Source organism: Funiculus sociatus GB2-C1 (genome assembly GCF_039962115.1).
Lineage (GTDB): Bacteria > Cyanobacteriota > Cyanobacteriia > Cyanobacteriales > FACHB-T130 > Funiculus > Funiculus sociatus.
Map to the genome: position 1 here is coordinate 13,603 of NZ_JAMPKJ010000079.1, position 13,484 is coordinate 27,086.

Here is a 13,484-nt window from a genome sequence, read left to right on the forward strand (position 1 = left end):
TTTTTCCAAAAAAATACGTGTATTTTCAGCCTTTGATTAAAAATTATAGTAATTACCACGCTTGCTAAAAAAGCTAATTCAAATTACAAACAATCGCTTTCTTTCTATAAATTACTCCGCAAATTGCTGCTAACAGCAACCAGCCCAAAGTATTCACTCGTAAATCAAAAAGGGTTACATCTACAGTGTTAAATAAAGTGCAGCAACCAAAAGCAACTAAATAACTAAAAATAATTAATTGATTTTGTGGGGAAGCGGTGAAGTGCATCTTTGCTAATAACAGGATACCTTGAGCCATTACCCAGCCGACTAATCCAAAAAATAGAATTGTTGCTGGGATGCCAGTTTCAGCAGTTAGCATTAACAACAGACTGTGGGGATGTCCCAGCCAAATTTGCATTTTTGCCTCATAGAGAGGCGTAAAATTTCGTAACCCCCAACCAGTGCAGGGACGCTGCTGCGTCATCGACCAAGCAAACTTCCATTGGGTTGTTCGTAACAGCGCTATTGGTCGGTCTGGATAACGCTGGTCGGTGAGTCGCGCCCAAAAGTAAGTTGGGACAATGATTCGCAGCCATTCTCGCACAGGCGAAGGGCCAAAAGCTGCCCAGAGGACGGTAGTAGCAACACCTGCAACTAGGGCAATTAGCCAACGCCAACCCTGATAGAGCGCAAAGGCGAGACAACTGACGATGACAATTGCCCAAGCGTTGCGGGAGTTGGTTAAGATGAGAGCGATCGCATTCCCAATTACCGCCACACTCAAAAACACCCAGCGCAGCCAATAAGAATCCCTTTTTTTACCTTCGTTCCCAGTCTCAGCCTGGGAACGCACGTTTTGGAGGCTCCGCCTCCCCCAATTCCTAAGAAAGCTAAAGGATAAGTGAGGCGGCCTAACGGGACTTACTTCAGCTCCGGCTCCCCTCAGGTCTTGAGGAGAGGGGCTAGAGGTGAGGTGCTTTTGCCTTTTGGTTTCTTCAATCCACAGTCCCAGCGACAGAATGAAAACAATTTGCAAATACGCCGCAAGGATATTGGCATACATAAACACCGAAGCCATCCGTCCGGGGGGATTGCCTTTGGGTTCAAGCGCCCAACCCACGATACCTTGCAACTGTGCTGGAGTTGCCCAACCTAAAAATATCTGTCCGAAGCCTAGAATAACTACTGGTACGGAAGGAATAACCAGAATCCAAGCGAGTCGCCGCAACTGATTTGGTGTTTGGATCAGTTGACTGTAAGCAGCAAACAAGAGGAAAAACGGGAATAAATTAGCTAATCCCAGAAAAGCTTCAGCGCGATTAAAGGCAAAAGCAGCTGAAATAATCAAGATTACGCTCAAAAGAGCAAATCCCCAGTTGAGGGGGCGACGGATAATTGTGCGATACTTTTGCTTCCAGGTGCCTACCAATGCCAAGAATATTCCCAAGGCACCCAGAATCGGAATGAAGGGAAAAATTAGTAACCCCAGCTGGGCATAGTTCCAAGAGGGCTGCAAGCTGGGGTCAGGATGTTGGGAAGAAGGCAAAAGAATTTTCCTCATTTCTTTTTGCTTTTTCTTTTGCTACCCCCTTTTTTAAGGAGGGTTGGCAAAGTGGTTTCATTTACTAAAAGAAAATTTTTGAACGTTGATTTTGGCTGGCAGTAGGGGCATGGCATTGCCATGCCCCTACAAAATGCCGCAAATTTCGATATTTTCTAAGGGTTGTATGAAACCACCCTGATTTTTTAAGGATGCTAAGGCGATCGCACGAGTACCTTTTTACGCCATTTCCCAGCACTCTGAGCGAGTGAGGCGAATTTGTGCTAAGGCAAAGATAATCGGGATAATGCGACCATAGTTAGTAGCGATCGCTCTCCAGCCTAAATCGGCAAAAAACCATCCCCACATCACAGGCCCCACCAAGGCAAATACACTCCGGAGGGCACCATAGCGGGCAGCACTCATCGCCATACCTCGCTTAGCTGTTTGCAGCGCCAGATAATTCTGAAACTGTGCCGCCGCCACCGCACCGCCTTGAATAACTGTTTCTTTGGCAACTTGATAGCTGGCAAACTGAATCGCAAACTGACGGGCTACTTGTTGCAGCAATATCGGCTGCACAATGGAACTAACAGCCAAAGCGCTACCACCTTTGACCAGTAAACCTACGGGATCGTGCTGCAAGTTGACTGGCAACGGCTCGGAAAGTTCAGAATTTGCCAGACTTCCCTGTATTCTGACAGTCATGGCTTTTTGTTCTTGTCGTGGCAGTTGTTTCCACACCCGTCCCATCAGGTTGAGAAACACTTCTGCCTCTAAATCTGTAGTCGAAAGTTCTGCGGAGTAGGGAATTTTGAGGTAACGACAAACCTGAATCAAAGCTTGGCGATACGTCACTTCGCCAGTGCGTCCCCGCAATACCGTCACTCCATCTGCTGCCAAAAAGCGAAATCTATCTTCGATAGCATCTAACCAACTTTCGCGATCTTGACTTTGGATGTCTATCGGTTCAGGTGTCTGAACATAATCTAAGGGATTAAATTTGCGACGGAACAAGATGTCCGTCAGGTGCTGTAATTCTTCTTCTGTAGCTAACTCCAGTGCGTCTCTCAGCTCGTCCAACTTGCAATCCTCCCAGACCCCAGATGCGGTGCTGTCCCTTATTCTACTCATATATACCTTAAGGCTGTGGGTGACAAGCTATGTTTGATGTAGCGGTGATTGGTGCTGGAATGGCGGGACTTACCTGTGCGAACCAGTTGCACCAAGCTGGATACAAAGTAGTTGTGGTTGACAAATCTCGTGGTGTTGGGGGACGGGTAGCGACGCGCCGATTGCAGGGTACTTGTGCGGATCATGGTACGTGCTATTTAAAAGCACAAGGTGAGTTGTTGCAAAAGTTTGTCGGGGTTTTATGCGATCGCCATATTCTTGAAGTTTGGACGGATACTGTTTACGAATTAGATACTGGATCGCCGTCTCAGTTAGTAGAAGCAAAGCGATATCCTCGTTATGTGGCACCTGCTGGAATGACTGCGATCGCTAAGTTTTTAGCTGCTAATCTAGAGATGCGATTGAGTCAACGAGTGCAGGCGCTTAGTCTCACTGAGGAAAAAACTTGGAATCTCACTTTTGAGGACACAGCCGACGAATTAACAGCAAAAGCTGTAGTTGTGGCAATTCCAGCGCCTCAAGCTTTGATGTTACTGGAATCTTTAACCCAAACTATATCATCAGCATTTCTGGAGATTTTGCGCTCTGTGGAGTTTTACCCCAGCCTTAGCGTGATGGCTGGTTATTCCAAGGAATTTCCTCTACCAACTTGGAAAGCTTGTAACATCTCAAATGACTCTGATTTAGCCTGGATTGGTTTAGACAGCAGCAAACGTCAAAATCCAGAAATGCCGATTTTTGTTCTGCAAAGCAGTGCTGAGTTTGCCCAACGTTATTTAGATGCCCAAGATTTAAGTTCAGCTGCACAGCAGATGTTATCCCGTGCTGCACAGTTGCTAATTCCTGGGCTGGATTCCCCGGAATGGTTGCAAATTCACCGCTGGCGTTATGCTTTCCCCAGTAATCCTTTGAATATTGATTGCCTTGATGCTGAGACACCATTGCCCTTAGTTTGTTGTGGCGATTGGTGCGGCGGAAACTTGGTGGAAGGGGCAATGAATTCTGGGGCTGCTGCTGCTGTCAGGATAAATCAACAGATGGAGATGCGAAGCCTTCCAGGAGAAAGTTTCTTGGATGCTCTCTAGCAACAATCCGTTAGTGATGGGTAAGGAGTTAATTGAAAACTATGGAAGATTCTATCCAAGTAGTGGATTACGATGCTAATTGGTCTATCCGATTTGAGCAGGAAAAGTCCCAGATTCTCAACGCCCTCGGTGATGCTGTCTTGGATATTCAACACATTGGCAGTACCTCAGTACCAGGATTGGCAGCTAAACCGATTATCGATATTGTTGTAGGCGTGGAGGAGTTACCACCAAGCCCCACCCACATCAAAGCTTTGGAAACACTCGGCTATGTCTACCAAGGCGAGGCGGGTATTCCAGGGCGGCACTTCTTTCGTAAAGGAATGCCCCGCACTCACCACCTTCATCTAGTGAAGCTGGGAAATGAAGTTTGGGAAAACCAACTTCTATTCCGCGATTTTCTCCAGCACCACCCAGACAAGGCGAAGCAATACGAAGCTTTGAAACGCAAGCTGGCTGTTCAATTCCGGCTAGATCGAGAGGGCTACGTCCAGGCAAAGGCACCTTTGATTGAGCAGATGCTCTCAGATGCTAGGGCTTGGAGCAAGCAGTGTGAAGCAAGCGAGTGAATCAAGTTTTTCAGCCGTCCAATTCTAGTGCTTAAACAATCACATCAAGTAATGAACCTCACGCCACGCATGAAGAAAGCCGATTGGTGCAAGTTCTTGATGGCGCGATCGCAGCCTTTTTGTAAACTTTTATTGAAGAATGTAAAGTTTTTGTTATATATTTATTACAGGAGAGAAAGATTCGTAAACCAGAGGCTTCTGGTTTGACACTTTTGGCGAATCTAAAAATACATCCATGACGTATACGATCGAAACAGCTCAAGGCATTTTCCCCACCACCGAGGTAGCTAATGCTGTTCCAGCTACCACGCAAGCCTTCGATAAGCTCAGCGTTGACGATCAACTGGCATTACTTTGGTTTGCCTACACCGAAATGGGTGTTTCAATTACTCGCGCCGCTACAGGAGCCGCCCGCATGATATTAGCGGAAGGTTTACTAGCCCAAATTAAGCAGATGCCTGCTGCTGCCCAAACGCAAGTCATGAACGATCTTGCTAGCCGTGCTGACACTCCCATCAGCCGCTCCTATTCTTCTTTCAGCGTCAACACCAAACTAGGTTTTTGGTATGAATTAGGAGAATTGATGGCACAGGGTATTGTCGCTCCAATCCCCCCTGGCTATCAAATGACTCCTGAAGCCGCAGCAGTGCTAGAAACCATTAAGAAACTCGATCCGGGTCAGCAAATCACAGTTTTGCGTAATACCGTAGTCAACATGGGATTTGATCCTGCTCTTAACGATTACGCAAAACCCGAAGATCCCCTGATGACACCAACCGAGCTAGCTTCTCGTACTAAGGTCAAAATTGAGGGCATCACTGAGCCTACGGTGCTGAATTATATTCAGAACATGAACGCATTTGACTTTGAAGCTGCTGTAGCTTTATTTGTTGAAAACGGAGCATTGCAACCGCCATTCCAGAAGCCGATTGTCGGTCATGAGGCAATTTCTGCATATATGCGTGAAGAATGCCAGGGACTCAAAATGATCCCACAGAAAGGCGTATCTGAGCGCATAGAAGATGGCTATACGCAGCATAAAGTCACAGGAACAGTAGAAACACCTTGGTTTGGTGCTAGCGTTGGGATGAACATTGCGTGGCGCTTCTTACTAAATCCCCAAGGCAAAATTTTCTTCGTAGCAGTTGACTTACTGGCATCTCCCAAAGAACTACTAAATCTGACTCGTGCGTAGAGTGCTAAGTCGCTTTGAGACATAGTTAGGTTGGGTTAAGGTTGAGAACCCAATAAGCCTTGTGGAGTTGGGTGAGTGCGATCGCATTCACCCTACTCTGTGATTTTGTTTTATTAATGTAATCCAAAAATTACTGATCCTCAAGTAATTGGGAAGCTAATTTTATGGCTTCTGCTGAGGTGGAGATTTTGCCTTCGGCGCGTGCCAATCCCAGCGCTGTGAGGACTTTACCAACTTGTGGCCCAGCTTTTAAGTTAAAAGTTTGTATTAGCTGTGTACCCGTGACGAGTGGCGTAGGATGGGCAACTTGGTCATCAGGGGTGAGGTAGAGGTCGATCAGGGGTGCCAACTCTTCTACAGGTGTCCCAGATGCCACAGCTAACACTACCAAAGTCGGAAAGACTTGTCCAACTCCCCGAAAGAAAAAATACTGTTCTGGCAAAGACATCTGGGATGATTGCAATTGGGGTAGGTATTTAATTGCAGTGGTGAGGGCGCGAATTTCTGCGCGACTGTATTTTAAATTTAATAATTCAGCTTCGGCTTGTTCAGGGATGGGTGACAGCAGAGTTGCCAGTTTTGCAACTCCCAGCCAAGAGGTTTTTAAGGTATCGCCTACTGGTTTGGAGAGTAAGTTTCCTAAGTCAGCCCAAGTTTGGGCTAGTACAACAGCTGAAGGTTCAATGGCTGTCAATCTTGTAGAGACGACTGATCCGCCCAACTGCCTTTGAAGGCTAGGAGATCCCCCCAACTCCTCTTGAAGGCTAGGAGATCCCCCCAACCCCCCTTCAAAAGGGGGGCTAGGCGATCCCCCCAACTCCCCTTCAAAAGGGGGGCTAGGAGATACGCCCAACTCCCCTTGAAGGTTAGGAGATCCGCCCAACTCCCCTTGAAAAGGGGGGCTAAAGGCACTCTTAAACCAAGTTTGAAGTAAACCATCCTCAATAGCGGCGATAATCCAGGGTGTGCCGTCAGGGGTGTTGAGGAGATAAGCTAACTCTGCTTGCACCCGTTCTGCTGATACTTGCCCCAGCAAGGGCGCTAGTTGCCGAATTACGGTTAGGGTTTCCGGTTCAATGGTAAAACCCAGCTGGGCGGCTTGGCGGTAGGCTCTTAATAGCCGTAAAGGGTCATCTTGCAGATTTTTGGGGGAAACCATCCGGATGATGCCTTGTTGCAAATCTGCATAGCCGTTGAGGGGATCGATGAGTTCGCCTGTGTGGGGATTGTAAGCGATCGCATTCATCGTATAATCCCGCCGCCGCAAATCTGTCTCCAAATTTGCTCCTTCAGCTTGAGCAAAATCAGCAGTTGCTTGGTCAAATACTACTCTGGCAATCTGTCTAGAGGCATCCAGCAGCACAAAACCCGCCTTGTAGCGACTGGCAATTTTTCGCGCTGTCTTTACCGCATCGGTGAGTAGGACAAAATCCAAATCTAGGTACTCGCGGCGACGTTCCAGCAAGGCATCCCGCACGGCACCACCTACCATATAAGCAGGAGTAGCCAGCAATTCCAGGCTAAAAGGCCATGTTTCGGGAGATAAGGCAGAGGAATTAGTCATTAGTCACCTTAAGGGTTGAAAAGTGAGAAAGTTGAAACGATTAAGGTTCTAACAACTTTCCTACATTCAAACTTTCCAACTTTCCCACGCCAAAGCGCAACCAACAAAAAACTGATGCAACAAAAATCAACCCTGAAGGTAATTAATATCAAGTGTTGTCTGCGCTAGATTATCAGAAAAGCCTTCGGAGGCTGCACCATGTGTATTTGTATTAACTGCCATTACGTAGATCGCTGCACCACCTACAATGCCGTAGAAACGCAGCATCAGGTGCCTCACCTGACTGAAACACCTGATTTTGAGGCTACTGAACCCACAATTAACGTCAATATCCGTTCAATGGACGATTATATTGAAATGGAATGGGATGTTGTGGGTTGTCTCAGCTTTAAACAGGAAACTGGCAAATGGGCGAAGTTGCGTCCTGGTGAGCTAGTGCCAACCTGAAATAAGCTGATAACAACACAGCGGCTCTTTAACGGTGAATCGTGCCTAGCTGTTGACGGGCCTTGGTCAAAAATTGCCAGTCCTCTCAAAAACCCGGTATAACTGCCGGGTTTTTGATTTTCAGTAATTTCGCCCAGATCAAGAGCAGGCGATCGCACTGTTTTATAAAGTTGCGTTGAACTTGGTGAATGTTTTCAGTAAAAATTCTGTGATCTGTATCTTATACTACATAAGTAATTAAAATAATCTTTAGATTTATACCGAATCCAGCCTAATTTACGGAAATGCTTTAGGTGATATAACGGACGATTTATACTGTGATTCGCTGTAGTTTGGAACTAAGAGCTAAACTTCAGCGAATTATTAAAGTAATATGCGCTCTGACATAATCGTAAAAACTATTGAGAATCTGGCACAAGACCCGTGTAACTGCCAGATGGACTGGGATCACTTAAATTCAGACAACGAGTATGGAGAAGCGCTTGATACTAAAGTGTTGCAAAAATGGCGAGAGTCATTAGGCGAAAGCGCTTTAGAATTTATGATGGGTATAGTTGATATTTTTGTCGAAGAGGCTCCCAAAAAGCTGCGAGCGATCACGATCGCTGTAGCAAAAGGAGATATGGCAGCATTAGAGCATCAAGCTAACAGCTTCAAGTCAAGCAGTGCTGCCCTTGGTGCAACCAAACTCTCAAAGCTTTGCCAGTATCTAGAATCAAACGGTCGCGGTGGCAGCAGACCAGACGATTTGGGCATAGCAATCCAGCTTTATGTTGAGTATGCCAGATGTAAAAGCGCTTTGTATAGAGAATTACAAAAATTTCAGGCTGAAAGCAACGCCTATAGGGAAAAGTCGTTTTTTTGATTGACACTTATCCCGGAATCGCGTCAATATGAGTTAATAGATGAAGCTTTATTAAGTTACCTTAAATGTCCTTCGATTTTGTATCGCTGGAAAACGTCCAAGAAATTGCTCACCAATACGGTTATTGGGCAGTTTTTTTGGGAATTTTGATTGAAAACCTGGGAATTCCCCTACCCGGTGAAACGATTACTCTAGCTGGGGGGTTTTTGGCAGGTAGTAAAGAACTGAATTACTGGTTTGTGCTAGGTAGCGCGATCGCTGGTGCAGTCGTAGGCGGTACCTGCGGCTACTGGATTGGCAGATATGGCGGCTGGCCTTTACTGGTGAGTGTAGGGCGAATCTTCCGCATCCGCGAAGAGAAACTCGCCGAATTTAAAAATCAGTTTAGCGAAAACGCCGGGAAAACCGTATTTCTCGGTCGTTTCCTAGCGCTGCTACGGATTGTTGCCAGTCCCCTAGCTGGAGTTGCCGAAATGCCCTTTCTAAAATTCATGATTTATAACATTGCTGGGGCAACGGCGTGGGCATCAGTGATGGTAACTTTATCATTTTTCGCAGGGCGAATCATTCCCCTAGAAAAATTAGTTTTGTGGGTAGCACAATTTGGCATAGTAGCTTTGCTTGCAGTAATTGCCTGGATTGTCGTCCCCCTCTGGTTAGAGGCACGCGAAGCTAAACGCGAAATTGAAAAAAGTTAAAATATCCTCGTTCCCAGTCTCAGACTGGGAACGCATTCAAGAGGCTCTGCCTCAAGTGATTCCTCACTTTCAGTTTAAAGTCCTTGCTGAAGGAAGAATGTCGGCACGAGCCGACAGATACGTATTCCCAGTGCGAGACTGGAAGAGACTTTAATCCGCTTTCTGCGACCAAACGCGAGTAGGCAATCCCCAAACGTAGATAAAGCCTTCAGCTGCCTTGTGGTCAAACTGATCTTCAGCGCCATAGGTAGCTAAGTCATGGCTGTAGAGAGAATTGTCAGAGTTGCGTCCCACAATCATCGCGTTGCCTTTAAAGAGTTTAACCCGCACTGTTCCTGTCACCCGCTCTTGTGTTTGTTGAATGAAGGCATCCAGAGCGGCTTTTAGCGGACTATACCACAGACCGTTATAGACTAACTGACTGTAAGTTTCTTCAATGCCTCGCTTGTAGCGGGTGACATCTGCGGTCAGAGTCAAGCTTTCTAAGTCGCGGTGCGCGTCGATTAATACCAGCATTGCGGGAGATTCGTAGACTTCCCGCGATTTGATACCCACAAGGCGGTTTTCGATCATGTCGATGCGTCCGACACCGTGGTTTCCAGCTAGCTCGTTGAGTTTAGTAATTAGAGCCACTGGCGAGAGGTTTTCGCCGTTAAGGGTAGTAGGTAAGCCTTTCTCGAAGCCAATCTCAACATATTCTGGCTCGTTGGGTGTATCCGCGATCGCTTTGGTGAGCGCAAAAACTTCTTCCGGCGGTTCCGTCCACGGATCTTCCAGAGGGCCAGCCTCAATTGCTAAGCCAAGCAAATTGCGGTCAAGGCTGTAAGGCGAAGACTTTTTCACTGGCGATGGAATCCCGAAGCGTTCGCCGTAGGCAATTGTTTCCTCGCGGCTCATGCCCCATTCCCTGGCTGGTGCTAAGATTTTGATTTTGGGATTAAGTGCGCCAATCGACACATCAAAGCGCACCTGATCGTTACCTTTGCCAGTGCAACCGTGCGCGATCGCATCTGCACCGTATTTTTCGGCAGCTTCTACTAATATTTTCGCAATCAACGGACGAGCCAAAGCAGTCGCTAAGGGATAGCGATTTTCGTAAAGTGCATTCGCCTGAATCGCCGGAAATCCATAATCTTTGACGAATCTCTCGACTACATCAATTACTAGCGATTCACTCGCACCCGATTTTAAGGCTTTTTCCCGGATTGGATCTAGTTCATCACCCTGTCCTAGATCCGCCGCCAGGGTAATCACTTCTTGTACTCCCCACTCCTCTTTAAGGTATGGGATACAGACGGAGGTATCGACTCCACCTGAATATGCCAGCACCACTTTAGTAGCACGACCCATTTATCTCTCAATCCCGCAAAACAACGAGTTCTTATTATGCAACTAATCTTTGTACATTCTTGTCAGTAATATCACAGATTCATATTCAATTATGGGCTTACCTCTTCTTTGAGGGATACTGTAAACAGTTGTATTCCAGGGGAAACGGTGTTTTTTAGCGTTGTCATTCCAACTTACAATCGCAAACCTATTTTGGAAAAGTGCTTGAGAGCGCTAGAATCTCAGCAGTTGGGCGCTTATAGTCGAGTTAAAGGCTACGAAGTTGTGCTGGTGGATGATGGTTCCACGGATGGTACGCTGGAGTGGCTAGAATCGCACGCTGCTGAGTTTCCTCATGTGCGATCGCTCTCGCAAGACCACAAAGGGCCAGCCGCCGCCCGTAATCTGGGAGTAGAACAGGCTCAAGGTGACACTATCATTTTTATTGATAGCGATTTGGTTGTCACTGAACATTTTCTCGCCTCACACGCTAACGCTTTGGTGCAGGGACAGCAGAAGTTAGGAAGCGATCGCGTCTTTACCTATGGTTGGGTGATCAATACCAACAACTTTGAGAACCCGACTTCTGAACCTTACAAAATCACGGATTTTTCAGCCGCTTACTTTGCTACCGGAAATGTAGCGATCGCAAAGCATTGGTTGGAACAAGCTGGACTTTTCGACACCCGCTTTCAACTCTACGGCTGGGAAGATTTAGAACTAGGTGTTAGGCTCAAACAACTAGGTTTAAAACTGATTAAATGCCCCGAAGCTGTCGGTTATCACTGGCATCCACCCTTTGCCTTAGAACAAATTCAGGGCATGATTGGCAGAGAAATTGAACGGGGACGCATGGGAGTTTTGTTTTATCAAAAACACCCTTCTTGGGACGTGCGAATGATGATTCAAATGACTATGCTGCACCGCATCCTCTGGGGATTACTTTCTCTTGGCGGTAGGCTTAACGAGCAGACAATGGCACCCTTTTTACAATGGTTAATTGACCGAGGTAATCCCCAATTAGCTTTAGAAATTGCCCGAATTTTCCTTAACTGGTATAACGTTCAGGGAGTTTATGCTGCTTACGCAGAGATACAGCATAAAGCTTAAATCATCAAATCTGGTTGGTTCATTGAGTCCGCGCAGGCGGACTTAGTTTGTATAGCCGTGATTTCTAATCGCCAGGTGCTTTTACTGGGATGCCATCCAATTGTTCCCAAACAAGAAGAATTAATCTTACAAATTACCAATTATTTCTTGATAATATTGCTCCTGCTGATTGGGAAGAAAAGCTGTAACTTGCAAAGTTTTATTTTTAATTTTCCAGGCTTTGGTTATCTGAATCTTACTCAAGAAATCGATGTCGTGGGAAATAACGCAAATCGCCCCCTGAAACTCCGATAACGCTTCGACAATCTGAGCAACTGTTTCTAAATCCAGATTATTCGTCGGTTCATCCAAAACCAGTAAATCAATTGATGAAATACTTATCATAGCCAATGCTAGTCTAGCTAACTCACCACCACTTAAGAAGTTAGCCTTTTTATTGACTTCATCATTGAAAAACAGAAAATGTCCTAACTGTTGCCGTAAAAGTTGGTAGGCAAGACTTGAATTGGCTTTTCGCATATTTTCTAAAACTGTCATTTCCCTATCTACTAACTCATAATTCTGGTCGAGATATACGACTTGCATATCTTTTGAAACTAAAACTTCGCCTGCCTCAAGAAAAAGTTGAGAATTCTGATTTCTAATACCCAGAATTGCTTTAACCAAACTTGACTTACCCGAACCATTAGCTCCGGAAACAGTAACCCGCTCTCCCGATGAAATATGAAGCTGTATATTTTTGAGGAGAAGTTGGTTTCCAATTTTGAGTTCCGCACCTTGAATATCAACGAGATTTCTTCCCTTTTTACTACTTCCTTCTTCCAAACTTACCAGAGTAACCTTATTTGTCTTAATTTTAGAAGCTTCAAATTTTTGCATTGCTTTAGCTACAGTTGCTTCATGTTTTTTTGAAGCGTTTCCAGCAGCAGCGGATGCTAACTCAGAAAAGAAACCTCTTTCTGCCCTTCCCATACTTCTATCGTGAGCTTGTAAGCGTCCTTCTTTTCTTGAGCGTGCAGCACGCTTTTGTTCCTCTAAGGCTGCATCTTTGACACGCAGCAGTTCTTTTTTTGCTACTTCATGTGTCCTCAAGGCGACCTGTATTTCTGTCTGTTTTTGTGCTTTGTATGCAGAATAGTTACCGCCGTAAACCTTCAGTCCTGATTGAGTTAATTCCCAGGTTGTATTCACAACTTGGTCTAAGAAAAAAGGTTTGTGAGAGACTATTACGAAAGCTCCGGTAAAGTCGGTTAAGAAATTCTTCAAAGTCTCTAAAGCTAGAAAATCCATGTGATTAGTAGGTTCATCCAGTAACAAGAGACTTGGCTGTTTAGATAAACCAATCGCCAGAAACAGTTTAGTTATTTCTCCACCGCTTAAACTTCCAATCGGTAAAGACATATCAATAGAGGTGCCTAGCGTTGCCTCTAATATCTCTCCGATTTCCCACCATTCATCGGATAATGAACTGAGAAAGTTGAGAACAGTATTTTCTTTTATTTCCTGTTTAATTGTACTAATTTGCGGTAAGTAATAAACAGCGCGACTAATCACCGAACCAGAGCTAGCTTGGATTTCACCAGCCAAGATTTTCAAAAATGTTGACTTTCCTACCCCATTACCACCAACCAGAGCAATGCGATCGCCTTTAGAAATTCCAACTTTAATTTCCTTGAATAAAGTTCTCCCTGAAGCAAATTCGTAGCTAATATTATCAGCTATTAAAAGTGATTTTACATCCATAGTAAAAACCCCTAATTTTAATGTTTATTGGTAATGCTATACCTCATATCCCCTTAAAAAAGGGGGTGAGATATTTATTCGTATTGCATCAAAAGAGAAATGGGTAACAATAGACCTCTTGCAAAAGTCATCGCTGGGGTACTATGGGGACTGAACAAAGGCGATTGCTACCCGTTATTCATAACCCTTGCTTATCTCATTGGCTGAACTGAGCCGGAGTTCA

12 protein-coding genes are annotated in these 13,484 nt (G+C 45.4%); 7 read left to right on the forward strand and 5 right to left on the reverse strand.

The features are described 5' to 3' along the window. Nucleotides 1-73: 73 nt before the first annotated feature. Nucleotides 74-1,543, reverse strand: a complete 1,470-nt coding sequence (locus NDI42_RS25005) for an O-antigen ligase family protein (protein ID WP_190456512.1) — start codon at nucleotides 1,541-1,543, stop codon at nucleotides 74-76. Nucleotides 1,544-1,762: 219 nt separating this feature from the next. Continuing rightward, nucleotides 1,763-2,605 (reverse strand): YaaW family protein, encoded by an 843-nt coding sequence (locus tag NDI42_RS25010; protein ID WP_190456513.1) that lies wholly within the window; start codon nucleotides 2,603-2,605, stop codon nucleotides 1,763-1,765. Between the two features lie 80 nt (nucleotides 2,606-2,685). On the opposite strand from NDI42_RS25010, the gene NDI42_RS25015 reads away from it, so the two are divergent. From NDI42_RS25015 to NDI42_RS25025, 3 genes are all read left to right on the forward strand, one after another. Beyond that, nucleotides 2,686-3,741 (forward strand): NAD(P)/FAD-dependent oxidoreductase, encoded by a 1,056-nt coding sequence (locus NDI42_RS25015; RefSeq protein ID WP_190456515.1) that lies wholly within the window; start codon nucleotides 2,686-2,688, stop codon nucleotides 3,739-3,741. Between the two features lie 41 nt (nucleotides 3,742-3,782). After that, a complete protein-coding gene (locus NDI42_RS25020; protein WP_190456517.1) occupies nucleotides 3,783-4,310 on the forward strand; it encodes a GrpB family protein in 528 nt (175 codons plus the stop codon). 235 nt (nucleotides 4,311-4,545) lie between these two features. After that, nucleotides 4,546-5,505 (forward strand): orange carotenoid protein N-terminal domain-containing protein, encoded by a 960-nt coding sequence (locus NDI42_RS25025; protein ID WP_190456518.1) that lies wholly within the window; start codon nucleotides 4,546-4,548, stop codon nucleotides 5,503-5,505. 130 nt (nucleotides 5,506-5,635) lie between these two features. Here the strand turns inward: NDI42_RS25025 and NDI42_RS25030 are convergent, their stop codons facing one another. Next, nucleotides 5,636-7,069, reverse strand: a complete 1,434-nt coding sequence (locus NDI42_RS25030) for a CCA tRNA nucleotidyltransferase (protein WP_190456520.1) — start codon at nucleotides 7,067-7,069, stop codon at nucleotides 5,636-5,638. 198 nt (nucleotides 7,070-7,267) lie between these two features. On the opposite strand from NDI42_RS25030, the gene NDI42_RS25035 reads away from it, so the two are divergent. From NDI42_RS25035 to NDI42_RS25045, 3 genes are all read left to right on the forward strand, one after another. Continuing rightward, the gene (locus NDI42_RS25035; RefSeq protein ID WP_190435128.1) at nucleotides 7,268-7,516 is read left to right on the forward strand and encodes a Ycf34 family protein; all 249 of its coding nucleotides are present in this window, start codon (nucleotides 7,268-7,270) and stop codon (nucleotides 7,514-7,516) included. A 373-nt stretch (nucleotides 7,517-7,889) separates the two neighbouring features. Next, nucleotides 7,890-8,381: an Hpt domain-containing protein gene (locus tag NDI42_RS25040; protein ID WP_190456521.1), complete on the forward strand. Its 492-nt coding sequence runs from the start codon at nucleotides 7,890-7,892 to the stop codon at nucleotides 8,379-8,381. A gap of 65 nt (nucleotides 8,382-8,446) precedes the next feature. Next, nucleotides 8,447-9,079 (forward strand): DedA family protein, encoded by a 633-nt coding sequence (locus NDI42_RS25045; RefSeq protein ID WP_190456524.1) that lies wholly within the window; start codon nucleotides 8,447-8,449, stop codon nucleotides 9,077-9,079. A gap of 150 nt (nucleotides 9,080-9,229) precedes the next feature. Here the strand turns inward: NDI42_RS25045 and NDI42_RS25050 are convergent, their stop codons facing one another. Continuing rightward, nucleotides 9,230-10,429 (reverse strand): argininosuccinate synthase, encoded by a 1,200-nt coding sequence (locus tag NDI42_RS25050; protein WP_190456526.1) that lies wholly within the window; start codon nucleotides 10,427-10,429, stop codon nucleotides 9,230-9,232. Nucleotides 10,430-10,576: 147 nt separating this feature from the next. Between NDI42_RS25050 and NDI42_RS25055 the strand changes: the two genes are divergently transcribed. Then, nucleotides 10,577-11,518, forward strand: coding sequence for a glycosyltransferase (locus NDI42_RS25055; protein ID WP_190456527.1), 942 nt, complete (start codon nucleotides 10,577-10,579; stop codon nucleotides 11,516-11,518). A gap of 126 nt (nucleotides 11,519-11,644) precedes the next feature. Here NDI42_RS25055 and abc-f read toward each other — a convergent pair whose 3' ends face one another. After that, nucleotides 11,645-13,261: a ribosomal protection-like ABC-F family protein gene (gene abc-f / locus NDI42_RS25060; RefSeq protein ID WP_190456529.1), complete on the reverse strand. Its 1,617-nt coding sequence runs from the start codon at nucleotides 13,259-13,261 to the stop codon at nucleotides 11,645-11,647. Between the last annotated feature and the right edge of the window lie 223 nt (nucleotides 13,262-13,484).